Consider the following 24,448-nt stretch of genomic DNA (forward strand, 5'->3'; position numbering starts at 1 on the left):
CATGTCTAAAGTATTGAGTAAACTTTACAAATACGCACTTAAAGTTGCAGGCGACAAAAAGCTAATTGACAAATACAAGGTATTAAATAGCGATATTATGTCCATTGTTAATGATATTGAGGGGCTCAAACTAAATAACGATCAACCTCACATACAAACTCAAATCTTAGCACTAGAACGAACAAAAGCAAAACTCGAAAAATACCTTGTGGAAATAGAAGAGGAATTTTATGATGTTTCAAAAGGCTTATGGCTCGGATTAGCCTATGACTTAGCTGATGTTGATAAACCAGCGTTTTTGCTCTATTTACCTTGGAATAACCTCAAAAATCATATTGAAGTCTTTGGGACATCAGGGTTTGGGAAAAGTCGTTTAATGGCGCTCATTACACGACAGTTTATCCATTTTGGATGGAGTATTTTTGAAATTGACCCAAAAGGTGGTGAAAAACAACAAATTGCACAATGGATATATGACTTTGCCGCAGAAGCAGGATTAGAGCATCTTGTGACTCGAATTATGCCAGCATACCCTGAATTAAGTGATAAGGGAAATCCTATATTTGGAATGTCGGATGTAGAAATTGCGTCCATGGGATCTTCGTTAACGATCAGCGGTTCAGGTACTCAAACTTCTGAGGAGCAGTTTTTTGGTGGACAAGTATATCAAATTTTATTTGCAATTTTATCTTCAATGACATACCTTGAAAATGCGATTGATCCATACAAAATTGAGGTCAATAAAAAAATCGTTGACGAAGTTAAAAAATACATAGCATTTAAAGAACATAAAAATATGCCAGAAGTTTACAATGATGGCCAAATCCAATACCCCGATATCTCAAAGATCGCAATTTCAGATCCAGCAAAATTTCAATTATCTACATCGATTTCAGCATACACAAGAACACTGGTCACGTTTAGGGAATTAGCGTACTTCTCAATTTATGAGCACCTAATGGAACTTCGCAAAAAAGTTGAAGACGTTCCGGTTCCAAAGCTAGAGGATAAAAGCAGAGAAAGAGAAATTTTCGGGATGAAAGATCTCGCCATTAAAGCGCTTGATGATGTTACTAAGGTAGGCAAAGAGTTCTATGACAAAATTGGTAAATCGCTCTCTGTACTGCTTTCTCAGCTATCCTATGGACCAGTAGGAAGCGTGCTCTGTGATATTAGAATCAATCCACTCGTTAAACGCGCAAGAAGCAAAGAGGGTATGATCGTTTTGTTTCAGCCCTGCCCTATGAAATTTGAAAAAGTATCTGAAATTTTAATCAAAGTATACACAAGAATGTGGTTGTCTCTATTTGGTACCGTTGGGGCAACTGGTCGTGGAATTCACAAGCGTGTTGCGATGGTAATCGATGAAGCAAAGCCTATGATGTTCCCAGGAGTTGAAGAGATTTACAATAAAGCCCGTGAACTGGGTATGACCATTGTTGCACTATATCAATCTACCTCAGATGCAAAGTTTAAGCTCGGCGATATCTTAGCTGATATTACCCAAGATAACACGGCTACTTCAATCACAATGAAGCAGATGTCAGAGAAGTCTCGTGAACAAGTTGCAAAAGCATTCGGAACAATTAAAGTTGCCCAAAATGTTCAAATGTCAGAAGCAAGCGGCATTGGAGGTCGAAGTACTATGGTCTGGAATGAAGTTGATGTGGTTAGCGCTGACGATATCGATGCCTTACAAATTGGAGAAGCATACATCAGGCATTATGGGAAAAAATACTTCGTTAAATTCCCATATCAAAGAGATCCAATGCCAATCAACGTAACCATGCCAATATTAGAGTCTGAAAGTGTATACGAATTTATTGATCAAGTTGAAACCATGTTAAAAATGCAAGAAAAAGAGATCATCGATATAAACAACAATCATTTACAAATTGGAGCATAAAATGGAAATGAATAAAGAAAAGCAAAATGATTTACATGTAAAAATCCCTTTACTCATAAATGAATTAAATGAAAGACTCATTGAGCGTGACGAACTGTCTCGCCTTGTTGTATTAGCAATGCTCAGTAAAAGCCATATGTTTCTCATTGGTGAACGGGGTGTTGCAAAATCAATGACTGTAGAGCTTATTAATGGCGTTATTGAAGGTTCTAAATTTTGGCAATTGCAAGTCAATAAAAACACCAAGCAAGAAGAGCTTTTTGGCGAGAAAAGAAGTGATGAAGATGGAACGATAAGCTATACTTCAAAAAAAAATATTCTAAACACGCACTTTGCTGTATTGGACGAAATGTTTAAAGCTGATGAATCATTGTTAAATTGCTTACTCGAATTACTTGTTGATGGGTGCTATACCTCTGGAGATGGAATAAAAAAACCAACACCATTATTAGCTTGTTTTGGTACAAGTAATGAATATCCTACTGAAACACATATGCTACCATATGTTGATCGTTTTCCAGTTTGGTATGAAGTTAAACGTATTCAAGACCCTGATAATAGAAAAAAATATTATGCCGGTGATTATGTAAAAGTGCCTATTGAAAATCAATATTTTTCTCTTTCTGACATCGATTTTATTGCTCTCGAAAAAGATAAAATCGTAATTCCTGATTTCATCATTGAGTATTTTGATAGTATCGTAACCACTCTCATTACTCAAAAAGTTAAAACATCAGATAGAAAGTATGAACGTGTACTTCATGGGATGATCAAAGTTTCTGCCTATCTTAATAATAGAGAATTTATTGATATTTCAGATCTGTTTTTATTGCTTCATACATCATGGCACGACGATGTTGAAAAAGAAAAAGTTCATAGAGTTGTATTTGAAGAAATCTTTGGCAATAAAGAGGAAATAAATTCCTTGATTGTCAAAGCATCTCAAGATATGGAAGATGCTGATACCTATAAAAACGGAAGTATTTACGTGTTTCTAAACTATCAAGAAAAAAATGATGGCACGGATAATGACACAATTTACCGCAATGTATTGACGATTGCCAATAATGCACTTGTAAAATATAAGAAGATCCGCAATGAAGTAATCGATATGATTAAAAAATATCAAGATAACATATTGATTGAACGTCTTCTCCACGAAAATCTATTCGTATTTGATTATAAACAAAATGCTTTTACTGATGAAATGCTAGTCAGAATTGATACTTTAAAAGGCTCCATTGAAAAGAGAATTTATGAACTATCAGAATGGATAGAAGAGAACCCAACACTATTTGAATATCAAAACAACCTTTCTCAAAAGCCACGAGGAGGAAAAGATGCAGCCTAATGAAAAAAAATATCTCGTAATTGTTGAAAATCAGAAAAAACTGATGCTCTATCGAGACTTACTAGCGCCTGTATCAAATGTCACATGTGATAGTACCTATGGTTATATTGTTCGTATTGCCGACAATGCCAAATCTGGATTAGGCTGGACCGTCAATGAAAAGATGAAAACCACCCTTGACGCGCTAAAGCTAAAGAGTACTCAATACGATGAAGTTTTTTTGGCAATGGATGATATTAGCAATGGTGAGCGTTTAGCATGGGACATATCTGAGTACATTTCTCACCCAAAAGTCTTTAGAATTACTCCAAGAGAGCTCACAAAAGAGTCCATTCTCCAAAGTATCAAAAATGGAGCGCGTAAAATTGACCAAAATCTCATCGATAGCTACATTACAAGAAGAATCATTGAGGGAATTGTCAGTAAGAACATATCTGAAATGATGCGCTGGTGGTTTAAAAAGGAGGGATTGATTACCAATGAAAATGATCTAAAAGATGTGGGGATAGGACGAGTTTCAGCATTGGCTCTTGGACTAATTGTCCAAGCCGAAGAAAAAATTGACACGTTTATTCCCGAATACTACAAGCGTGTTGCTGTCGATTATTTTCACAATAACACACAATTTTCGGTCAAAAATAAGCTCAAATTTACAAAAGATAAAAAAGAAGAACTTATGGCGTTCATGGATAAGGTAAAAAAAGAGAGGCATGTTGTTCATAAGTTTGAAAAACAAACGAAAGATATTGTTCCCCCACCTCCTCTTAACGCAGCGCAACTTCAAAAATCTGCGATTAACCAATTTCAATATTCATCTAAAGAGACCATGAAAATCGCTAAAGAGTTGTATGAAGGCATCGAAGTCGATGGGCGCATTATTAGTCTCATTACGCTTCCTAAAACGAATAGTTTATTTTTTTCGGATGAGACGATTCTTCAGATCATTCAATTACTCCAAAGTACTTATGGAGAGCCTTATACTTTTAGTACGAAAAGGGTTTATAAAGGCGCGGACAAGAATACTACGCAAGAAGCAATACGCCCGGTAAGTTTTGAAAAGGAATTTTTTCCTAAACATGTAAGACAATTTTTGACAGAAGAACAGTTTAAAATTTACGAATTAATATACCAAAGGACGATTGCAACGCAAATGACGAGTGCCATCTATGATCAAAGTGAACTTGTAATTTTTACGGAAGACGGCGCCGCTCAATTCAAAGAGACTGCAAATAAGATGATATTTGATGGATGGAAGTTCATTGGTAAGCATTGGTGTCTTGATGAATTTGAAGAGCGTGAAGAGGTAATTTTGCCCGATAAACTTTTACCCGAGGAAATACTCAATCCGCTTGAGATAAGGGCGTATGAGATCAAAGAGCGCTCACCATGGAGGTATGGCGAGGGAAGGTTCATCACTACCTTGGAAAAATACAATATTGCCGATGCCTCTTTTATCTCTGAGATACAAAACTTCTTAGAAGAAAAAGGAACTATCAAACCAATCAATGGAATGCTCTACCCTCTTGAGCTTGGCAAAAAAATGTACTATTTTTTACAGTCGTTTGCACCTTGGTTAGTAGATGTGGATTTTGGATCAAAATTCGAGCAAGATCTTAAATTAATTCAAGCAGGAGAAAAATCAAAATCTGAAGTTATCGATGAATATGAAAATCTAAAAAATGAAACGATCGTTAAACTCGGATACAAGGTTAACGACGCTGAAACAGAAAAGTGGATGCTTGATAAAGCTAAACGCATAGCAAGTCAAAAAAGGATCGCTTTGCCAGTAGGGATTGAAAGTAACAGTGAAAAATTAGCCGAATTCATCAATCAACACAAAGAGACTATCCCAACATTAGGAAAATGTCCTCTTTGTAAAGAGGGTGAAATTTACAGCATGGAGCATGGCTATAAATGCAATGTTTCAACATGTTCATTTATGCTCTGGAACACTAACGTGAACCGATTTTTTAACAATTTCAAGAAAAAGATTTCTGACGAAACTATGCATAAATACATTGAGATTATTTTAGAAAAAGGTAAATGCTTCATCGACAACCTCTATAATCCAAAAAAAGAAAAATTCTTTGAAGCCTTTATCACTTTAAAGTTTAATGAGCAATACCAAAATTGGGATATATCGTTTGAATCAAAATCTGAAAATCAAAACGATCAAAGTAAAGAGTTTGAGCCAAGGCTAACAGATGGCGAAAGAGAATATGCACAAGAAGTCAATATGCATGAAGAAAACATGATATTAAAAGCTAAATTGAATGATTCTGAGAGAGAACGTCGGATGATCACCGATGAGGCAAAAAAAGACCCTTTAACGCGTGCATACAACCGAAGATGTTTTGATGCAGATATTGAATCCTTTTACCGTGCTAAGCCTAGAAGTAAAATGTCATTAGCATTCATCGATGGAGATAAATTCAAAAACGTTAACGATACCTACGGGCACCAAGCCGGCGATACTGTTTTGCAATCGATAGTGAACTTATTACATGACGGAATTAGAGATCTGCGTAGGACACGAGTTTATCGATATGGTGGCGAAGAATTCTTAATACTCTTTCTCGACGAAGAGAGAAAAACCATTCTTGAAAAACTCAATAACATTCGTCAAAATATAGAAAAAACTCCTATTATTCATGAACAGCACACTATAAATATTACCATCAGTATCGGTGTCTCTTTCCTTGTATTTAATGACACAATTAAAGCATTCATTGAAAGAGCAGATAAAGCCGTTTATAGCGCTAAAGAGCACGGAAGAAACCGTATCGAAATTGAACATGCGAATGTAACGGTTGTAGAGTATAAAGAAGAGATACCTGAAGAAAAAATTGTGCAAACGACAGCAACAGAAGTATTTGCAAGTGCAGAGGATATTGAGATATCTAAAATATCAATGCCTGTGCTTTAGAAAATATTTTATGAGAAGGATATAGTTTTTGCTCTGTGTAGTTGCATCAAAAATTGTATGCACGCATTGTCAATTTTATTGGTTTGTTCATTGGGGTATGGGGTTAGTTGGACCAAAGTAAAATTTTCATCAGTAATATTCATTTTCAGTGACGAAAAAGTTTCTCGTAGTTGTGATGGAAAAGGATATTGTTTCATTTCTTCTAAAATAGACAACATCTGACTTATTTTCTTAAAAGAGAAATTAATTCTAGTTAAATCATTTTGAACAGGCGAATCGGTCTGGCTATTTTTTTTATCAATAAAACTTTTAGTGTATGAATATAGTAATTCATATTCTGATTCAATTTTTCCAAGCAAAGAATCTAAAACACCTACATCATGGTTATTCTTTTCTATTGAATGGCTAATAAAATATGCAGCTCCACCGCCTACACAAACAATAAAAACCAAGCTAAAATAATCAGTTATTTTTGCATCCCAAAATGCTTTTTCAATGAATGGGAAAACTAAGGCAAGTCCACCAGCGAGAAAGCCGATTGAAAAAAATATAACACATAACAAGAAAATCAGAATGAACTGTTTGATAGTCACTTGCTATATCTTGCTTCTAAAATATATTGTTTTATTTCATCTATGCAAGCAGGCTCTTCGTCAGATATAAAAATAAATCGATTGAAAATCTCTTCATTAGTATATTTGTCACCAAATTTTCTAACCAATCCACCAAAAGATTCTTCTAAAAAGGATGTGGCGTATCCCATTGTACCATCAAGGACAATAGTGATCTTAGATTTGTCACCAGTAACAAATAATGGCTCTAAATATTTTTCACGAAAATCTTCACCTGAAAACGCACCATCTTTTTTATATCGAGCACCAGGTGTTATAGTATATTCTTCTGCAATGTTAATTTGTTTCATTTTTTTCTCCACCCTGTATAAAGTCCCATGAAATAAGGGTTCCATCAAAAGAATGTTTTAACTTAATTCTTTGGTTATTTTTTGCATCTAAGAATGCTTTATTGGATATTATAACTAAATTGTCTGTATATCCACTTTTAAATGATGCATAAATTGATGGCAGACCTTTACCGCGTTGAATTAGTTCTGTTTGACTTCTATTGTTGTGTGTTTCCGCATTTAATACAGACTCTAATATACTAATATGAGAAATTAAACCAAGCTTTTCAAAATTCTTTTTCTTTACTGTTGAAATAATACCATGACCACTATCCAAAAATGAAAAAGACACTTTATTACTTTCTTCATCGTATAGAGCCATTAAATACCATTTTTTAACTTTTTCATTTTTTTCGTAAGCATGATTATTTGTGTTTGACATAGCCTCAATAATATTTCTATATGAACGCCTAGAACTATATGAAGGAGCCTCATTTAAGCTATTTAATGCAAATGTGATAATATCTCCTGCAAGTGTGGCATTAGTATCTGTCCCTGTTTCTATTTTCAAAATGGCTTTATGTTTGATTTGGTCATAAGGATTTTTGGTTTTAAATACCTTTTCTAAGAAACCTGAGTGGAATAAAAGAATTTTTGATTTTTCATCTTTTGGAAAATTACCATTAAGTTTAAAGTTGGGGTATATTTCTTTTAGATTATCAAAAAATAGAAGCATATAAATGATTGCATCTGTCGTAACTAGCGTAACTCTTTCCATATCAATAAAGAGGTTACAATTTTCATTCATATTACGCTTTATGTCTTTAAAGAAATTTAGCATCTCTATTTGGTTATTTATTATGCTAAAAATAGTTGGCGCATCAATAGAAAAAGGAGTATCACCTGGTTGTATTGCACCATTGTACTGCGTATGTTTATGAGACATAAAATAACGCGGATATTGTTTGCGCTTTAATTGATACTCATGTCTTTTTTTAAGAAAATGTTTGTATTTTGCTGAAGAATGAATTTTTTTCATTAATAGCGTTTCAAGTTTAGATCAATTTGTTGCAATATGTCCTCATTAATATTATATTGACTTATTATCCTACATTGTTTATGAAAAGTAAGTAAAATAAAGGAAGAAAGCCATTGCTACTGTATTCATACTTTATTTAGAACTACAATTTTAACTTAGCCTAATTTAATTACATTTCGATTTGAAATATAACCTTTACCAGATAAAAAATTCTTCTACAATGCCATTTTAACATACCACAAAAACTTTATATAACAGGGCACCACAGTGATTATTCATTTAGATTTAGATTGTTTTTTTGTCTCGGCTGAGCGCACAAGAATCCCTGAACTGAGAGGCAAACCCGTGGTCGTTTGCAAAAGTGGCGATACTAAAATCTTTTCCGCGCAAGACACCGAAAGCGTTATAACTGAATCAGTTGGTGGATTTAACGGTCTCATGCAACATAAAAAGGACTTCAAAAAATTTGATAAAGACGAATGGAAAAAAGAGTTTGTAGATGATCGTGGCCGCGTACACGGCATTGTAATTGCTAAAAGCTATGAAGCAAAGAACTTTGGCATCAAAACAGGTACCCTCCTTCGAGACGCGTTACATCTGTGTCATGGAGTTTTAGTCATACCAAGTGACCATCTTTTTTATCAACTTCTTTCTGCCAAACTCAAGCATTTTCTTCAAACAAAAATCCCTCTACTAGAGCAATACAGTATTGATGAATTTTGGGGAGATCTTAAAGGTTGGATACCAGAGGAAGAGACTTATGCTTTTATGGAAATGCTCCAAAGGGAGATTTTAGAAAAATTTGGTCTTCCAATATCTATTGGGGCATCAAGCTCTAAGTGGATTGCAAAGCTTGCAACTGATTTTAATAAGCCTTTTGGATTGACGTTTGTCCCAAAAGATGAAATCATCGCATTCGTATCTCCTTTGCCAATTTCGGACTTTCCTGGCATTGGAAAAAGCCTTCAGCAACGTTGTGAGAGCTATAAAATAAGAACACTTGGCGATTTGATAGTCTTTAGGAGAATAATTGAAAATTGGGGTACTATTGGGAAGGACTTGATTGCTAAAGTTACAGGAGAAGATAAAGAACCGGTCATCGCATATCATGATCGCAAATCAATCGGAATTTCACGAAATTTTGAGCTAATATATGACAGAGATGAGATCAAAAGACGCGCTGTCATTCTTGCGAGGCATCTATCGCATACAATCTCCAAACTTAATCTACACCCAACAACCTATTATTTCAAAATTCGTTATGAAGGCGGTGTAAAATCGCAAGCGTCTAAAACGATTGATCGCTTGTTCACGGAAAGCTTCTATCGAGAGTTAACCCTACAGTCATTCAAAGAGTTGGATGTTCACCCTCACTATGGTATTCATCATCTTGCTTTACATGTAAGCAATTTTATAACAAAATCTCAAAATAAGACATTTTCTCTTTTACATGTAGAAGAGGATAAAAGAGCACAGCAGCTGAACGAAAAACTTACAAAACTAAGAGACAAATATGGTGTTGATATTGTGCGAAGCGGGATTGAAAAAAATATAATGATTTAAGAACAATTAGCACTCCTCTTTCGAGGAGTACCTAGAAAATTATTCAAAGGAGATTAAAACAGCAGTACCAGGTTTAACGCTCAGATACCCTAATTTTGCATTTTCATACTCTTCTTGGACTTTTTTCGTAATAAGCTCAGGCTTACTCTTAAGTGATTCAAAAAACTTCAAAGCATCTTCACTCACATGGTGTTCTGCCCTAATCCCTTCTTTGCAGTCTAAATCGTAAACTCTTGCTTTTTGAGACAGTTCGACGTTATTGCATTTGGTTTTAAAAACGTCTGCTATAACTCTTGAATGTGCAAAATCTGCTGAAGATTTTGCTAAAGCTATGCAATCTTGACCTTCTTTGTCGAAAGCAAAGAGCAGCGGCTGATCATCACTGTTTGTATTAGTCGCATTCAAGCCTGTCACGGATACTGCTTGAATGGCTGAATCGTTACAGCTAGTTTTTGCGTTAATATGCAACGCGCCGATAAGAAGACACATAAAAATAAAACAAAGTTTGAACATAGTTGATCCTTTCAATAGTGCAAAATCATTTAATGAAGAATAAAAACAAAATGAATACTAAAAAAGCTGAAAATGAGACCAATATACGCGTTTTTTTCTGTTTCTTTGCATACTGGTCCTTGGCTTGGTTTAGTCCAATAAGATTGAACGTATTTAAACGATTTCCTCGATCTAGCATAGCTTACCTCTTTTATGCGGCTAACATAAAATTCTTTTTATACTCAAACGAACGCTTTTGACCATTTGAGTAGTAATTGAGTTTTTGTTGCACATTTGTTTTAACGGTGACGAACACCAAATTGTTACGATTATCTTTTTTGAAAATATACAGAGTATCAACATAATTTACAAGTTTTTGGTTTAAATCATCAACCATAATCATTCCACGTTCAAGAACTTTTTTCAAAAAATCAGTCGCTTTGTCAATGGTTTTAACTTGAGCTTTTGTCTGGACACGTTTATATAATCGTTGATATCCGTGTTTTGTTAATATTAGCATGAATCACCGCCAAAAATAAGATTTATTTCATTATGAAATTTTTGGTGAAAATTTCGCATCACCAAATCCAAGATCTAAAAGATCATACTCATCACCAGCAACCTCTGCCATACCCAAAAGTGTCAAGAATTCACCGCCCGTTTCTGGAACATAAAATGGCTTTGTTGTTTCAACGATTTCTTTTTTGATGTAATATGACAAACCGCCAACGAAAGTAAACTGATCGAAGCTCACGTTCTTTTTGCGAAGATCATTTGTAATGCGCGTAATAAGCTTGGTAACAAAAGCCTCAACAGCTCGTTTTTTTTCGTTAGTAATGTCAAAACTTGTAAATCCTGCATCAAATCGCTCTTCAAGAAAAGCTTTTTTTAACATTTGAGGGTTGGAGGTTGTTTCTGCGTACTTCACCATTAGTTCTTTTCTAAAGAAATCGGTGAGAAGGTTGTTAACTCCAATCTCATTGTAATAAGTCTCAGTGTACAGACCTGTTCCATCTGGTTGAACGACAGATGAGTTTACAGTGTTAAAGCCACCATCAATGATTAACATATTCCCATTGCTTACATCAACTTTTTTTGCATTCACAAGGTAATTTAAAGCAACAACCCCTTGAGGAAAAACCTTTACGTCTGCAAGGTCCGTAATTTCTGTTTTAATTGAATTAATCATCTGTCCAACCAATCCACCATCATCTCTCATTTGTGAAGTGTAATAGGTTTCGGCAGGAATTGAGATTGCAATTTTTCTGTTTTTTGTATCAGGGAAAATGTGTCTAATGTACAATGGAGCATAGTTGATCAAGTCTTTCATATCAAATAAGAACTCAATATTTGTTCCAGTTGTTTTTCCAATTGCCCATGACACCCCTTGATATACAATCCCTGTTTTTGCTTCGTCACCTAGTAACCTAGAACGTGTACTGGCAATTTTTGAACATTCTCTTCGCATAAAAAACTCCTTTTATAATTTGACTTTAAAATCATTTTTAGATTCATCTTTGGAATCAACAATTGGTTCATTGGCAGCTACTTCAGGTTTTAACGATTCTGTAATCGATTCATGGTTGGGATTCCACGCAATCATGAAGTCATCAATATCGTCTTTAGTAAATAAAGGCGATAAAACTTCTCTAGCAATTCCAGATGAAATTGTTTTGGCAACAAGTACACTGACAACAATCCCCTTTTTTTTTAACGGAATCTTTTCAAGAAATTCGCCGGCTATACCAGTTAAATCAATATTAACTCTAGCCATTTTTACTCCTTAGTGATTAGATAATAAAATATTACATTTATATTATAATTATGTCAATATGTAAATTTGTAATTTAGATATTTTTTATATTACTAACGTCGCAATGAGTTACATAAGTGTTTATTCAAACGTTTTACAGTGCAAAAGTAGCATGTACGTTATTATAGGGTTTATAGCAACAATACAAAGTCATCTTATAACGTTTACACAGAATAATTAGCAACTCATAATATAAAATAGAAACAAATTAGTTTTTTCATAAATATTGATTTTAATCCCCTATTGTAGTATTATAATAAACGTGATTTTTTAATAAATCGATAAAGGTTTAAAATATGAATAAAAATATTATAAATTCGCTACTTGCATTGAGCATCGCAAGCATCTTCCCACTTTCTGTTCTAGCAGATGATCAAAACAAAACAGATGATGGGTACCACGATTATAAAAAAGGTTGGAATCTATACTTCGATACAAAGAAGATAACATCCGAAGAATCGCAAGAAGAGCTAAAGAAGGAACCACTTTCTAAAAAAATTGAACTAGATATCTTGCAAAAAATTCTTGATGAGAACCGAAAGCAAACCAAAATTCAAGAGAAGATACTTTCTCTTCTTGAAGATGAACTCGATCCAAAACCAAAAGAAGTTGTCGTAAATGGCAAAAAGTGTATTGCAAACTCTAGTGCTGATTGCTTTGTGTATCCAATGATCGCTGAGGCTAAAGGAGTACCGGTCATGGCAGAATTTCTAAAAGACCCTTATGATCTAAAAAAAGCGGGTGAGTATTTACGATGGCAAGCTAGTCTATTTACCCATGCTATAAATATTGGTAATGGCTTAGAATTCGCATACGCACAATGGGGCGAAAAGGTTTACCCAATAGGTGCACAAACTCCAGCATATAGCTCACTCGATGGTGCATATGAAGCAAAAATCTTACCTCAAGCTGAAAAAGAACTCATCTTAAGCAAAAAAGATACCCTCTCCTTTTCTATCTTCATTGGGAAAAACTTCAATATGGATATTTTTAGCGCAAAAAGCATTATGGATGTCATCGCTGAATATGGTCAGATGGATATAGAAATAATCTATTTTGATCAAAAAAGTAAAGATGTTTTCGAGGGTGCAATATCCAGTGTTTATGACATCAAAAAACTCAAATATTGGAATCTTGTAAAAAAGCAAGTTGATCCAAAAAAATTTGATGCATTCAATATCTTCACGTCTCCCTCATTCGTTGCAAAGATCAAAGGTAAAGATAAGAATGAAGCTCAAACTATATTGAATGGGAAAATCGACACAACTTCTTTTAGAAGCAGGACCATCTCATTTATGGAACTCAAGAAATTGATTGATTATTCAACATTTAGTGAGAGCAAAGCATGGCAAAACGATACCGCAAAACAATATGTTAATGACTACTATAAAAGCACTCAAAACGCCGATATTAAAGGAATTCGCAAATGAAAAAAATTATTGCACTATCACTTATTTGTTCAATTAGTTTGTTCGCAACTGCTCAAGCTTTTGGTCAAAAATCTTCATCTCAAATACTTGCTCCAACAATTCAAAGTGAAGCAGATGTTGAGCAGAAAAAAATTTCAACCAAGCAAGAGTTTTCAGCATTCATTTCTACACTAGAAACAGCCTATAAACTTGGTGACAAGTCAAAAGGCTACCTTCTAGGTGGCATTTATTCACAAGAGCATCGCATGGAAGACGGAGTGATTCCCACTAATCTTCCTTTAGCGCTGAAATATTTTCAAGAAACACTTGACGCTGGATATGGTCTTGCCGCGTGGCATATTGTTATACTTGAGCTCCTACCTCAGAAAGAATATTTTAAAGCACTAGAGTTGTTAGAAAAAGGATTGAATGCGAAATTTACAGACAAAAATGCCAAAGTATCGTTGATTCTAACCTTTGGCACAATTGTCTTAGAAAACCTCAATGAAAATCAAAATTTAATACGAAAAGCTAGAGACCTTATTTATCCATACGCAGTGCAAAACAACCTTGCTTCACTAGATTATGTTCTTGCAAACCTTCTTAACCTTAACGATGAAGTTGAAGAAGCTAATAAATTCTTGAACTCCGCATGCAACAATCCCAATGCACCAAGAGATATTCAAAATGCTTGCTTAGGAGGAGATCAGATCGTAACGAGTGATAACTCAGGGCAAATTATACAAAGAGAGTTATCACAATGTGGGCAGTAGATAAAATTTTATTGTCAATGCTATTACTTAGTTCCACTAGCTTTGCATATCAGGACATTATTGAAGAAACGACTAATTCTCTTTGTTCTGTCCCCGTTGAGATTATCGAAGTCATTGCAAAAGTGGAACGGCATGCAAAAAGACCCGTTGGGTATCAATATATCATCGCATTTAATAAGCAAGAAGAAGCGAATACTGTCAAAACAGCAATCGGGAAAGACCTATTCTTAGATTGGCGCACCATTGATTGTAAAAACACAAGATTATGCACAAAACTTCTCTCCTATATAGTCAAAGATTTTAACATCGACAACATGGATCTAGGGGCCTTCCAGATTAATTATCACCATCACAAAATGCCATTAGATGACTATTTCTCATTTGAAAAAAGCTATCTCAAAGCTTGTAATTATCTTGAAACGCTTATAGCCAATTACGGCTATTCATGGCAATCAATAGCCAAATACAATCATAAAGATCCAAAAGTTAATTACGCGTATCTACAAAAAATATCAACCATTCTAGGGAGCAACCAATGAAAAAAAGATTTACGAAATTATCTGTGTTTGTATTAACAGGCTTGGCATTATTCACAAATGGTTGTGCCATCGCAGACTCAGCACCTACTCCATCTAATAATGCAAGCGTAGTCTATACATCAACTTCTCAGAGCAAAGATGACGGGTACATGTATAACAGAACGAACAATCTTGAATACATGGATGTAAAGAGTATTGAAAAATACAAAAAAGCAGTGGCAATCCTAATCGATAAAGTTGATGCGTTAGAGTCAAAAATGAATGCCAAATACGATTCAAAACAGTTTGACCATGAGATTACCAATCTCAAAAATGAAATTGGCGCCATGAAAAATAATACAAGCCAAAACACAGTAAATGAACCGCTGACGGATGATGATAAAAAAATCCTTCACTTTATCGAGAATGGCGAGGGTGGACCAAGATGAAAAGAAAACTCTTTTCCTTCATTATGAGTACCCTGTTAGCGTTTCCATATCCTATTTTAGCAGTTGATTTGGACAAAATGTTTAATGGACAATCCGTAACGACTGATTTTGGAACTTGGGACTCGCCAAGAACCGGTAATAAATACTTTTATGGTGGCTCGTATCGCTTTGCATTTAAAGGCGCTGGTAGAATGCAGCCACTTTTCCAAGGTGAACCACCTTCAATGAAAGTTGGTTGTAATGGATTTTCCCTAAGAGGTGGCTTTCTAGCTCTTCTTGGAATTTCAGAAATCAAACAATTACTTTCTTCATCGGGCGCAACGTTAGCTTGGGGAATAATGATGGGATTAGAGTACTCAATGCCAGGACTTGCAAAAGTATTTAATACGCTAAGGCAATATGCTAGAGAAATACAACAGCTCCTTGGAAACATGTGTAATCTTGGGCAAATGCTTGGTAAAAGTAGCGGAATAAACTCACAGATAAACTCTCTGACAAATAATTTAACGGGAGATTTAAACAGCGTATTTGAAAATCTTAACAATGGCCTGACTGGTATACACGATAACATCGTCAAAGGATTTGATTTATCATCATCAAAGGACTGTAGTCATAAAACAGGAACAGCAAAAGAGCAGTGCTTAAATCAAGTGGGCATGTCTTCCGCAACTGCTGTTGCAAAGATAAGCAACACAAACTCTTTAAGCCTCACATCTATGGCAATTGGGGCATCATCAAAAAAACTAGATAAGCCAACCAATACAATTTATATTTCAAAACTATCTTCATTCTTAGAAGATGGAAAAATTGGCACCCAATCCATCGTATCTAATGCTACTGAACTCGACAATATTAAAGCGACTGTATTGTTGGGAAGATTATTCTTTGGAGATATGGCTACTCCAGTTTCTACGTTAGAGTATGTTATGAAACTCACAAATGATTCGGCGAATGGCGACTCAACCATTAAAACAGGTAGTTTTCCTCTTGATCCTGAAAAAGCCATCAAGCAGTTAACTGCAAAAGTTTCAGAGCAAGTTCAAGAAGAAAAATTTGATGGAATGTCCAGGATTCAGCCTGTTATAAACAGTGCTGAGCAAGTTGCAAAAGCTCTTATAGATGGCATTACCGCTGAAACTCAAATTGATTATTGCTCCGCAGGAGCTTGCCAAGTGCCTGATTCGTTTATCTATCTCATGGATGTAGCATTAAAAGCAGATGCCAACACATCAAATGAATCGGCACAAGTTATTGGAAATATTTGGGATAGCTCAAAAAGTTCAAGCCTTGAGGTGAAATGGGAAGGAGGCTACTTAGAAAGTTTAAAAGTCATTCGCTATAAAGTTCAACAACTATCGGGTTTTGCCCCAACAATTTTAACCACATCCGAATCTTCTGCTACCACAAAATCATCGGGTGCAACGGATATTAAAATCCCTCTTTTATTGCCAAATATCCAAAAATATATGCAAAGCATTGCAATACTCGAAAAACGCTCAAGAGCGGAAACTCCCTATACCGCACAGTTAAAAAGTATTCTTGCAAGATACAACGCATATTTCTTTGCAACATCAATGACAGATCTTATTACAGGTCGTGTTCTTGATGCTCTTGGCACAAAAGGTGATCCCGTAGGTAATCCTGACTATAAAAACATCAAGCCTTATGTTGATGAGATGTTAGAGAAAAAGAAAAAAATTGATGAAAAAATCAAGGAAGATATGAAAAATCAAATGTCATATCAAGAGCTTGCTGAAACATTTAGAAATGTTGAAAAGCAAAACACTGAAGATCAAGTTAAAGAATTTTAAGGAACAAAAATGTCAACAAATTTTTATCAAAAATGGTTTTTATTTTTTTCAATTTGCTTTGTTAGTGCGGTTCAAGCAGAAACCGCACTAACTGCGTCAGATATTCAAAAAAAAGCCATTATTAAACTGTTCCAAGAAAATCAAGAAATGAAGCTCAAAATGACTGATCTTGAAAAGAGAGTTCGCATGCTTGAAGTTAACAAGATACCACCCTCTTCCACATCAGTACAACCTCGGCCTATTGAAAAGACTGAGAAGAGCCTAACTCCATCAAAGTATCCATTTAATTTCACTCCTCATATTCTTTCATCCGTTAGGGAAAAACCAACAGCAAGTGCTAAATATGTTCAATCATACAAGAGCACTGATAAAATTGAAATTTACGAGGTAAGTTGTAAGGGAAAAGATGTTGGTTATTGGGGGAAAACAACTAAAGGTTGGATTTTTATATCAAACCCTAATTATGGAGTTTTGAGTGACTTAAATGGGAAACCATTGCCTTATGATTATTCTTTTTGGTGCACAAAATAATGAATCAATCTTTAGAAAGTGTGAAAGCATATGTGACTTATTATGATTTTTTTCTTTCGCAATTTCTTTTTGACTTTATTACTCAAAAAACATTTGGTTTTACATGTATTGTTATCATGGTCTATGCACTGGTTCAAAAAGCAAACCATCATTCATTATTAGGTGCATGGTTTGCAAATATTTTTGGTGTTTTTTTCCATGAGTTGGCCCATGCTCTCGTAGGTAGCTTTTTGTATGCAAAACCTAATAAATTTATCATTATTCCACGCGTAATTTCAATTCAAAATAGATCTTTCTACAATCTTGGAAGAGTTGAGTTTGATAATTTAAGATGGTTTAATGCTTTTCCAACTTCATTAGCGCCTCTTCTCCTTTTACCATTTGCCTACTATCTCGAAATGTACTATTGGAATCTTGCATTCGTAAAACACAGCCTTGGTTGGCTTTTTCTTTATACATATCTTCAAATCGTACTTATTATAAATTCTATTCCATCAATTATTGATTTTAATGAAGCATTTAAAAACCCTATTTCTGCGATCTTTTGGGTCGTTTTAGCGTCTTTTTCATTAAAATATTATAATATAATTATTGCTATTTTTACGTAAATATTATAAAATAAATAAATACATATTTAATATTATAAAGGATCCTCATGCTAACAGTAAAGAAAGGAATTATTCTATTTTCACTTGCAGTTTCAACTGTACTTTATGGTGCCGAAGCACCAAATATAAAAGAGAAAATACAAAATATTGATTTCATAAAAAACGTAGGTTTTGTTGTGAAAGAGGTTAAAGAAGTTGGTGACATATATGCTATAAACGCAACTCATCCACGTTCAGCAAAAGTGACGTTATTCGTTTCAAAAGACTTAAAAGCAGTCGTCATCGGTCAAGGTTTTAAAGCCAATGGTGAGCCAATAGATTTCCCAATTAACATGGAACAGTATAAAAAAGATGCAATTTACACTATTGGTCAAGGGAAAATTGAATATTACCTGTTTACAGATCCCGAATGCCCATATTGTCAAAAATTTGAACAAATGGCGACTCAATTAAAAGAAGATGTAAAAATACATGTTCTATTTTTCCCATTAGACTTTCACAAAAATGCACAACAAATGTGCAAATTTATTCTAAATCAAAAAGGTAACGAGGCGCGCGCTAAAGCAATGCACGATATCGCGGAGGGGAAAGAAGATTATAAAAACCTCAAACTCTCAGATAAAGATAGCTCGAAATATCAAGAGATTATTGACAAACATTTAAAAATAGGTCGAGAAATTGGTGTTAACGGCACACCGGCAGTTTATGATGCGACAGGGAAACCTATTCAATGGCCTGAGCTATTGAAAAAATAAAGAACTCACCCATGAAAACACAAATTCATATTTGTATGAGTATTATCACTTTGCTTTCAGTTGGGGCTTTTGCCTCAACTGTTGAAGTTCTTCGCGATGATTTTTTTCAAAAAATTGGCACCGAAAGACAAAAAGCATTAACGCCAATTGTAAATGCAGATGATGATTATAAGAAAGCGATGGACTACTTAAATGATTCCGCTTACATGTTGAAGATGCCTGAGCTAAATTTTCATGGTCAAAAAATCGCAGGTAGGTACATGCCCGATTGTGAAAAAGCTTTACCATATTTCATCAATAGCTTTTCTAAAAAAAACAATACGCTTAGTGCATATCTTGGATTACATTGCATTAACAATGATGCATTTATGAAAAAAAATGCTGACACTTTGAAACAAAAACGGATTTTTGCAGAAGGACTTTACAAAGTTGAGAAGCAATTGTGCATGAGCTATATCACTTTTGGTGATGTGCTAATAAATGGAGTTGCAGGAGCTCCAGAGCCTGCAAAAGCCATTAAAGTATTTGATGAAGCAAAATTACGTTGTTATCGTTTTGCAAGCGATTGGGAAAAAAGGGTTATTGATACCAAACTTGAGCAAGCAAAATATAAAAATCGCTTGCCTTCAAAATAGAGGCGATACCTATGCATCTTTCACGACCACTGTTAGCCTTAACAACTCTGTCAATCTTAAATATTTATGCTTTCTCTTACACTGACCTTGGTGTGTGGGGTACGCAGTATGATATTGAAGAAAGCTTTGAGTTTAAAGAACCCACAACACCTATTCTTTCCGATGAAAAAATTGAGCAAGCATATAGCAATGCTTTAAAGAGCTCTCAAAAGCTACCTGATTGCTCCAAAACGGCTGATAGGATCATGAATCCAACCGTTATATTGGATCACGATATTAACATGCCAAAATATAATGTTTTTGTCAAAAAAGGCACCGCATTCAATTACTTAGAACATCGCAAAATGCAAAGATACATGATCATGGTGAATGGAAGTGACCCTTATCAAATTGAATTTGCGAAACATTACTTGCCGGTCTCAGACATTGTCATTTACAACGGTAGTACAGAAGCAATTGACAACTGGTCTGATGGTCACGTTTATATCGCAGAAGAAAGCTTCCAAAAAGCTTTCAAAGTTGAGTGTTTACCATCAGTGTACGTTCAAAACGACAATCGCTTTAATATTCGTGAATACAACATCAAAGAATTGATTTCAGGTGACTCGAATGACAATAAATAAAAAATTCTTACATGTAACCTTTGCTGTATTACTCTTCTCAAGCAGTCTAATTGCACGTACTGGTGGCGAAGTGTACAAGTTCTATAAAAACATTGACTATGACTTTTTCTTTGACAAATTGGAAGTTAGTTTTGATATTTGTAAATGTGAGATCGAAACCTCTGATCAATGGCTTGCAGGATTCAAATACACTCTCGTTGAGCCGATCGGTTTTATTGAATCTAGTATCACACCAATGCACTTCGTCGGTCTTGATATTAAAACTGCTGATGCGAAAAAATTAATGAGGAAACAAGGCACATCGCGTAAAGGCGATGACTCGACTACATTCAGACACGCTCACTTTATCATCTTTCCTGTTTTAGGATACACATTGGGGCTAGTTCAAGATTTTTTTTGCTTTGAAAGAGCATCCGTTTTCAATATGGCATATATTAGCGAAGTAATCCCATCTCACAATAACGATCTTGTAGCTTTAGCAGAAGAGACTGTCAAACCAGTTTCTAAAATCTGGTTCGCAAATCCAGTCGCTGAAGCTGCTTGCGGAGCAGACTGCGCCTCGTCAACCGCTGGTTACCCTATTAACTCTCTTTATTGGTGTGATGGGTGTCGTGGAAGTGTCACAGGAAGCGATACGGGATGGTCAAGAGCCTCTGAACCGCTCGAAGATACTGAATCGGTTGCATTTCGTGTAATAAACAGGATGCACGCCTACAGTGGAATGCTTAAAACCAAAGAATCAACTTTTGCTTACAACCCAGTAGGTTCGCATATGAAATCAAGTATGTGTGAAGCGAGGTATTTCCCAGTCATTGTTAAAGATCAATATTATCTTCAACTGGCAAAAGAAGACAAGTCTTGGGATGCTAAAAACTTCGGAAAAATTCGCTTTCAATATGACTTTAAGACTGATCCGACCGATGAGGATTCTGTCTTCTTTTGGTTATGGAGAGAAAGAAATATGTGTGGAGGAGCTGCAAAATGCAGAAGTACATTCAACGATCAATAATAAGAGCAAGTGTAATGATTTTTATCAATCTTGCCTGCTTCGCGGCTCCACAACCTATTAATCGTGATGATTTTAAAATTCCATCACAATCAGATGTTGCAATGGATAAAGATTTCTTGAAAAATCTTGACTCAATGTCCAAACAATCGGCACTAAAATATGGTCAATTTAATGAGCACAATATGTCTACAGTTTTTTCAAATGTTATGAAGCAAGAAGAGGCAAAAAAAGAAGAGGTATTTTTTTACATGTACAGCAGATCAGTACCCTTGGTCTCCCTTACAAATTTATTCCCACAAATGCACCGGCTAAAAGAGATAAAACCAAATGCCAAGATTATTGTGGTGCTCAATGGTTTCCCAAATTTAGAGTTTTGGAAATTGCTAAGAGATATTTACAAAGATGAGCATAGAGATCTATTCAAGGTCAGAATGGATCCGCGTATTTTTAAAGCATATCAATTAAAACAAGTTCCTGCATGGATTAAAACTGCGTGCCCTACCAATTTTGAGTTTAAAAAATGCGATACAGAGAAGTCATTCCTTGCTAAAGGGGATATGTCTCTTGTTGACTTTTATGATTTGCTATCAAAGCAAGACAATCAATATCTCGATACCTATCATCAACTCATCAAGGCGAAATAATGAAGTTAAATTCAATACTAATGCCATTGACAATTCTTGCTTTAACAGCAACAATCGCTTATTCTGATAACAACAGCACACAATCAAAACTTACTAATCCATATGCTTCACCAACCTTAGTTGAAAAGAATATGGATACTGAAACAAACTCTAGTGATGCCGCGAATTGGAACATTGCGGACTTCAAAAATCATTTTACAAACAATGGAATGGATGATAGTGTAATTGGCAATACAAATACGCTTATGATGCAAGGAACAGCAGGAAGCCTCTCTGCTTCTCAAAATCCCAATGTAATGACAACCGATAGTTTACAAAGCAACAAAGATCTCAATAATTCTGATTGGTTGTCTGGTTGGAACAACTCTATTCAGGATGTAATCGTCACCAATTCAATACAAAATTCAAACGTATCGCTTTTACAAATTGATGACACTCGAATCAACTGCTTTTTAACAAGAGATATTTCGTTTCAATGGCAGTGCACCAAAAGTGGTGTTATATACGGTGGAGAAATGACATCAAATGGCAGAGTCGCGCGGCTGAAGTGTGAACATGAATGTTATGAACAAGAAACATGCGTTTCAGTGCAAGATTCCTTTAACTCCACAAATACCTATAAACAAGCTGATGTCTCTTGGAAAGGTACTGTTAACAAAGATAATAATTTGACGTTTTCAATAACCAATACTCAAACAAGAATTCTTACAAGTCTAAATGTGGAACTCCCAAAACAGTACAAGAATGTTGGCTTGAGTATCCAGTATACGCAGAATGGAAAAACTCTATACGCGATAAAAGACCTAAATCTTGAAACATATGATTCAAATGGTTCAATACCAGTAAATGCGCAAGTTTCAAATTTAAAATTCATTCTAAAAGCATTGAAAAAAGACATAAATGCTACCGAAGTCATGATCTCAGGTGTAAGCCTCAATTATGTATCGGATAGAAAATTTATTTGCCCTGCTCTTCAAGATGTTAAAGACCTAGTACAAGACAGTTTAGGTAATAAATGCCTTAACGGTTCAATTACGACTTTCACTATGTCAAATGGAAAAACTTATGAGTTATGCTCAACAGGCAGCCTTAAGGGTAATAACCAAGATGGAACCTTTTCAAATGAGTCCAGTTGTAATGCCGTTTGCAAAACTTCATATTCATGCACACCAAACTACACGACAATGTCTACGGATACCTTAGAACAGTTTAGGGAAGCGTGCATGGTCAATGATGAAAATAGCATGTGTAGCGATACATCTGATGATTGCAAAGTTGCACGCCTTACAAAATCACCTATTTTAAACGAAGTTGTCTTTAATGCGACATCGAAAACAACAAATACTATAGTTGATGGTGTCCAAATGCAGGGAGTTACACGCCCACGAGTGGAACCTAACGACATTTTAAACTACGAAAGAAAAAAGCAAGAAGAGTGGAAAGATGGAGCCTTCAAGAATATGGCTCAATATTCAAAATACAATAAAACAACTTCGGCTGTGGGTAGTGAATCCCCATCAGAAAATGCTTATAGGATTAGCATTGGACTAGGTACAAATGTAGGCTTACCTGGAACAAGTAATGTTGCAACACGAGGTTTATTGTGGCTTCTAAAGCCTAATTCACTTGACGTCAACACTGAAACATCAAAATATTTCTACGCGATAATAAAAGCGCGTTTAGCCTATATGGATTATGATATTTATGGGCAAAAGCAAAAGAAATTCAAAGACATTTGGTACTTAAAAACATCCAAAGACAATGATGATTTACTTGCAATAAAATATGGAAAAGACGTTGGTTACATTGGTTCAGCCGATGGAAATTTCACATTTATTACGAATCAATATGCGACACTCCAAGACGTGACATTTAATCAATCTGCAAAAACATGGGTTTCTTTTAATCCTTCGCAAACAGCACAATATTTTATGTCAAGCAAACTTGATGCGAATGATACAGGAGGCTACCCTTATTGGGAAATACCAATTATTAACAACTCTGGATTGATTGTAAAGCAACTGGACGGCTTTGTAACAAGCAGAGACCCACTCCCTAGTAGATCTGAACATTATGATACAAACATGGACGGCACAGGTGATGGCATGTTGTACTATGAAATTCTTGTTTACTATAGCTCCTCCCAAAAAACATTTTCTCAGCTTTACTCATTAATTGATTCAGGGGCAATGAAAAGCATCTATAAGAGCACAGAAGCACATTTATATCCAACTTCCATTAACGGAGATGGTTCTTCAAGCAATAAAGACATAAAAATTTTCAGATATGGTCCTGCTACAAATACATCCGTATATACTCAAATTTATCCAAAGGAAGAAGATGTTGGCAAAAAAGGGTTCATCTTTATTTTCATGCAGTAGTGCTATGAAACCAATAACAAAAGCACTTTTAGCGCTGATATTACTCAATCAAAGTATATTCGGAGCTAGTAATTCAACACCAAGTGATATTCTAACACCAAATAGTACTGCCTACGATATTACTTTTACTGATGACGCAACTAACCAAATTTATATTAACAAAACGTATATCGAGGTAGCCCAAGTTGTAAAAGAAATTGAAAAAATTGCAAATGCTTTAGTTCCTAGAGATATAACCGTTGCCTCTTGTTCATCATCAACTGGATGCCCACTCGATTCTGTTCAATGTGATGCCGTAACAGAAACGCCTT

Annotated in this window: 24 protein-coding genes; 17 read left to right on the plus strand and 7 right to left on the minus strand. The window is 35.1% G+C overall.

Translation table 11 applies throughout. The features are described 5' to 3' along the window. Position 1: 1 nt before the first annotated feature. From SMUL_RS08610 to SMUL_RS08620, 3 genes are read left to right on the plus strand one after another with little or no spacing between them, the layout of a single operon-like run. Positions 2-1,906 carry a TraM recognition domain-containing protein gene (locus tag SMUL_RS08610; protein ID WP_025344859.1) on the plus strand — a complete coding sequence of 635 codons (1,905 nt, stop codon included), beginning with the start codon at positions 2-4 and terminating at the stop codon, positions 1,904-1,906. 1 nt (position 1,907) lies between these two features. Further along, positions 1,908-3,257 carry an AAA family ATPase gene (locus SMUL_RS08615; protein WP_025344860.1) on the plus strand — a complete coding sequence of 450 codons (1,350 nt, stop codon included), beginning with the start codon at positions 1,908-1,910 and terminating at the stop codon, positions 3,255-3,257. Then, positions 3,247-6,183: a DNA topoisomerase gene (locus SMUL_RS08620; protein WP_025344861.1), complete on the plus strand. Its 2,937-nt coding sequence runs from the start codon at positions 3,247-3,249 to the stop codon at positions 6,181-6,183. The genes SMUL_RS08615 and SMUL_RS08620 overlap by 11 nt, the downstream gene beginning before the upstream one ends. A gap of 8 nt (positions 6,184-6,191) precedes the next feature. Here the strand turns inward: SMUL_RS08620 and SMUL_RS08625 are convergent, their stop codons facing one another. Genes SMUL_RS08625 through SMUL_RS08635 form a run of 3 tightly spaced genes read right to left on the minus strand, consistent with a single transcriptional unit; the run spans position 6,192 to position 8,123 of the window. Beyond that, positions 6,192-6,776, minus strand: coding sequence for a hypothetical protein (locus tag SMUL_RS08625; protein WP_025344862.1), 585 nt, complete (start codon positions 6,774-6,776; stop codon positions 6,192-6,194). Then, entirely contained in the window at positions 6,773-7,105 is a 333-nt protein-coding gene (locus SMUL_RS08630; RefSeq protein WP_025344863.1) for an STAS-like domain-containing protein, read from the minus strand. Before SMUL_RS08630 ends, SMUL_RS08625 begins: the two co-directional genes overlap by 4 nt. Then, the gene (locus SMUL_RS08635) at positions 7,092-8,123 is read right to left on the minus strand and encodes a hypothetical protein (protein ID WP_025344864.1); all 1,032 of its coding nucleotides are present in this window, start codon (positions 8,121-8,123) and stop codon (positions 7,092-7,094) included. Before SMUL_RS08635 ends, SMUL_RS08630 begins: the two co-directional genes overlap by 14 nt. A 267-nt stretch (positions 8,124-8,390) precedes the next feature. On the opposite strand from SMUL_RS08635, the gene SMUL_RS08640 reads away from it, so the two are divergent. Next, positions 8,391-9,686 (plus strand): DNA polymerase Y family protein, encoded by a 1,296-nt coding sequence (locus tag SMUL_RS08640; RefSeq protein WP_025344865.1) that lies wholly within the window; start codon positions 8,391-8,393, stop codon positions 9,684-9,686. A gap of 39 nt (positions 9,687-9,725) precedes the next feature. Here the strand turns inward: SMUL_RS08640 and SMUL_RS08645 are convergent, their stop codons facing one another. The 4 genes from SMUL_RS08645 to SMUL_RS08660 form a co-directional block, all read right to left on the minus strand. Then, positions 9,726-10,199, minus strand: coding sequence for a hypothetical protein (locus SMUL_RS08645; protein ID WP_025344866.1), 474 nt, complete (start codon positions 10,197-10,199; stop codon positions 9,726-9,728). A 190-nt stretch (positions 10,200-10,389) separates the two neighbouring features. After that, entirely contained in the window at positions 10,390-10,698 is a 309-nt protein-coding gene (locus SMUL_RS08650; protein WP_025344867.1) for a hypothetical protein, read from the minus strand. A gap of 30 nt (positions 10,699-10,728) precedes the next feature. Next, the gene (locus SMUL_RS08655) at positions 10,729-11,646 is read right to left on the minus strand and encodes an acetate and sugar kinases/Hsc70/actin family protein (RefSeq protein ID WP_025344868.1); all 918 of its coding nucleotides are present in this window, start codon (positions 11,644-11,646) and stop codon (positions 10,729-10,731) included. 12 nt (positions 11,647-11,658) lie between these two features. Next, positions 11,659-11,952, minus strand: a complete 294-nt coding sequence (locus tag SMUL_RS08660; RefSeq protein WP_025344869.1) for a hypothetical protein — start codon at positions 11,950-11,952, stop codon at positions 11,659-11,661. A gap of 335 nt (positions 11,953-12,287) precedes the next feature. Between SMUL_RS08660 and SMUL_RS08665 the strand changes: the two genes are divergently transcribed. Genes SMUL_RS08665 through SMUL_RS08725 form a run of 13 tightly spaced genes read left to right on the plus strand, consistent with a single transcriptional unit; the run spans position 12,288 to position 24,137 of the window. Beyond that, the gene (locus SMUL_RS08665) at positions 12,288-13,421 is read left to right on the plus strand and encodes a hypothetical protein (protein ID WP_025344870.1); all 1,134 of its coding nucleotides are present in this window, start codon (positions 12,288-12,290) and stop codon (positions 13,419-13,421) included. Then, positions 13,418-14,173 (plus strand): hypothetical protein, encoded by a 756-nt coding sequence (locus SMUL_RS08670; protein ID WP_025344871.1) that lies wholly within the window; start codon positions 13,418-13,420, stop codon positions 14,171-14,173. Before SMUL_RS08665 ends, SMUL_RS08670 begins: the two co-directional genes overlap by 4 nt. Continuing rightward, the gene (locus tag SMUL_RS08675; RefSeq protein ID WP_025344872.1) at positions 14,161-14,712 is read left to right on the plus strand and encodes a lysozyme family protein; all 552 of its coding nucleotides are present in this window, start codon (positions 14,161-14,163) and stop codon (positions 14,710-14,712) included. The genes SMUL_RS08670 and SMUL_RS08675 overlap by 13 nt, the downstream gene beginning before the upstream one ends. Next, on the plus strand, positions 14,709-15,140 hold the full coding sequence (locus tag SMUL_RS08680) for a hypothetical protein (protein ID WP_025344873.1): 432 nt from the start codon (positions 14,709-14,711) through the stop codon (positions 15,138-15,140). The genes SMUL_RS08675 and SMUL_RS08680 overlap by 4 nt, the downstream gene beginning before the upstream one ends. Beyond that, a complete protein-coding gene (locus SMUL_RS08685) occupies positions 15,137-16,951 on the plus strand; it encodes a conjugal transfer protein TraH (RefSeq protein ID WP_025344874.1) in 1,815 nt (604 codons plus the stop codon). The genes SMUL_RS08680 and SMUL_RS08685 overlap by 4 nt, the downstream gene beginning before the upstream one ends. 9 nt (positions 16,952-16,960) lie before the next feature. Then, positions 16,961-17,482, plus strand: coding sequence for a hypothetical protein (locus tag SMUL_RS08690; protein WP_025344875.1), 522 nt, complete (start codon positions 16,961-16,963; stop codon positions 17,480-17,482). Next, positions 17,482-18,090 (plus strand): hypothetical protein, encoded by a 609-nt coding sequence (locus SMUL_RS16630; protein WP_025344876.1) that lies wholly within the window; start codon positions 17,482-17,484, stop codon positions 18,088-18,090. The genes SMUL_RS08690 and SMUL_RS16630 overlap by 1 nt, the downstream gene beginning before the upstream one ends. A 47-nt stretch (positions 18,091-18,137) precedes the next feature. After that, positions 18,138-18,845 carry a thioredoxin fold domain-containing protein gene (locus tag SMUL_RS08700; protein ID WP_025344877.1) on the plus strand — a complete coding sequence of 236 codons (708 nt, stop codon included), beginning with the start codon at positions 18,138-18,140 and terminating at the stop codon, positions 18,843-18,845. Positions 18,846-18,856: 11 nt separating this feature from the next. Next, on the plus strand, positions 18,857-19,480 hold the full coding sequence (locus tag SMUL_RS08705; RefSeq protein WP_025344878.1) for a PCRF domain-containing protein: 624 nt from the start codon (positions 18,857-18,859) through the stop codon (positions 19,478-19,480). Positions 19,481-19,491: 11 nt separating this feature from the next. Further along, positions 19,492-20,103: a hypothetical protein gene (locus tag SMUL_RS08710; RefSeq protein ID WP_025344879.1), complete on the plus strand. Its 612-nt coding sequence runs from the start codon at positions 19,492-19,494 to the stop codon at positions 20,101-20,103. Then, positions 20,090-21,112 carry a TraU family protein gene (locus SMUL_RS08715; protein ID WP_025344880.1) on the plus strand — a complete coding sequence of 341 codons (1,023 nt, stop codon included), beginning with the start codon at positions 20,090-20,092 and terminating at the stop codon, positions 21,110-21,112. The genes SMUL_RS08710 and SMUL_RS08715 overlap by 14 nt, the downstream gene beginning before the upstream one ends. After that, positions 21,085-21,756, plus strand: coding sequence for a TrbC family F-type conjugative pilus assembly protein (locus SMUL_RS08720; protein ID WP_025344881.1), 672 nt, complete (start codon positions 21,085-21,087; stop codon positions 21,754-21,756). Before SMUL_RS08715 ends, SMUL_RS08720 begins: the two co-directional genes overlap by 28 nt. Beyond that, positions 21,756-24,137 carry a hypothetical protein gene (locus tag SMUL_RS08725; RefSeq protein WP_025344882.1) on the plus strand — a complete coding sequence of 794 codons (2,382 nt, stop codon included), beginning with the start codon at positions 21,756-21,758 and terminating at the stop codon, positions 24,135-24,137. The genes SMUL_RS08720 and SMUL_RS08725 overlap by 1 nt, the downstream gene beginning before the upstream one ends. Positions 24,138-24,448 lie beyond the last annotated feature (311 nt).

Source organism: Sulfurospirillum multivorans DSM 12446 (assembly GCF_000568815.1).
In the GTDB taxonomy this organism is placed as follows: Bacteria; Campylobacterota; Campylobacteria; order Campylobacterales; family Sulfurospirillaceae; genus Sulfurospirillum; species Sulfurospirillum multivorans.

What these genes read in the sequence shown, in the direction of transcription:
- SMUL_RS08610 (WP_025344859.1), top strand. Translation starts at nt 2, where the DNA reads ATGTCTAAAGTATTGAGTAAACTTTACAAATACGCACTTAAAGTTGCA.
- SMUL_RS08615 (WP_025344860.1), top strand. Translation starts at nt 1,908, where the DNA reads ATGGAAATGAATAAAGAAAAGCAAAATGATTTACATGTAAAAATCCCT.
- SMUL_RS08620 (WP_025344861.1), top strand. Translation starts at nt 3,247, where the DNA reads ATGCAGCCTAATGAAAAAAAATATCTCGTAATTGTTGAAAATCAGAAA.
- SMUL_RS08630 (WP_025344863.1), bottom strand. Translation starts at nt 7,105, where the DNA reads ATGAAACAAATTAACATTGCAGAAGAATATACTATAACACCTGGTGCT.
- SMUL_RS08635 (WP_025344864.1), bottom strand. Translation starts at nt 8,123, where the DNA reads ATGAAAAAAATTCATTCTTCAGCAAAATACAAACATTTTCTTAAAAAA.
- SMUL_RS08645 (WP_025344866.1), bottom strand. Translation starts at nt 10,199, where the DNA reads ATGTTCAAACTTTGTTTTATTTTTATGTGTCTTCTTATCGGCGCGTTG.
- SMUL_RS08650 (WP_025344867.1), bottom strand. Translation starts at nt 10,698, where the DNA reads ATGCTAATATTAACAAAACACGGATATCAACGATTATATAAACGTGTC.
- SMUL_RS08655 (WP_025344868.1), bottom strand. Translation starts at nt 11,646, where the DNA reads ATGCGAAGAGAATGTTCAAAAATTGCCAGTACACGTTCTAGGTTACTA.
- SMUL_RS08660 (WP_025344869.1), bottom strand. Translation starts at nt 11,952, where the DNA reads ATGGCTAGAGTTAATATTGATTTAACTGGTATAGCCGGCGAATTTCTT.
- SMUL_RS08665 (WP_025344870.1), top strand. Translation starts at nt 12,288, where the DNA reads ATGAATAAAAATATTATAAATTCGCTACTTGCATTGAGCATCGCAAGC.
- SMUL_RS08670 (WP_025344871.1), top strand. Translation starts at nt 13,418, where the DNA reads ATGAAAAAAATTATTGCACTATCACTTATTTGTTCAATTAGTTTGTTC.
- SMUL_RS08675 (WP_025344872.1), top strand. Translation starts at nt 14,161, where the DNA reads ATGTGGGCAGTAGATAAAATTTTATTGTCAATGCTATTACTTAGTTCC.
- SMUL_RS08680 (WP_025344873.1), top strand. Translation starts at nt 14,709, where the DNA reads ATGAAAAAAAGATTTACGAAATTATCTGTGTTTGTATTAACAGGCTTG.
- SMUL_RS08685 (WP_025344874.1), top strand. Translation starts at nt 15,137, where the DNA reads ATGAAAAGAAAACTCTTTTCCTTCATTATGAGTACCCTGTTAGCGTTT.
- SMUL_RS08690 (WP_025344875.1), top strand. Translation starts at nt 16,961, where the DNA reads ATGTCAACAAATTTTTATCAAAAATGGTTTTTATTTTTTTCAATTTGC.
- SMUL_RS16630 (WP_025344876.1), top strand. Translation starts at nt 17,482, where the DNA reads ATGAATCAATCTTTAGAAAGTGTGAAAGCATATGTGACTTATTATGAT.
- SMUL_RS08700 (WP_025344877.1), top strand. Translation starts at nt 18,138, where the DNA reads ATGCTAACAGTAAAGAAAGGAATTATTCTATTTTCACTTGCAGTTTCA.
- SMUL_RS08705 (WP_025344878.1), top strand. Translation starts at nt 18,857, where the DNA reads ATGAAAACACAAATTCATATTTGTATGAGTATTATCACTTTGCTTTCA.
- SMUL_RS08710 (WP_025344879.1), top strand. Translation starts at nt 19,492, where the DNA reads ATGCATCTTTCACGACCACTGTTAGCCTTAACAACTCTGTCAATCTTA.
- SMUL_RS08715 (WP_025344880.1), top strand. Translation starts at nt 20,090, where the DNA reads ATGACAATAAATAAAAAATTCTTACATGTAACCTTTGCTGTATTACTC.
- SMUL_RS08720 (WP_025344881.1), top strand. Translation starts at nt 21,085, where the DNA reads ATGCAGAAGTACATTCAACGATCAATAATAAGAGCAAGTGTAATGATT.
- SMUL_RS08725 (WP_025344882.1), top strand. Translation starts at nt 21,756, where the DNA reads ATGAAGTTAAATTCAATACTAATGCCATTGACAATTCTTGCTTTAACA.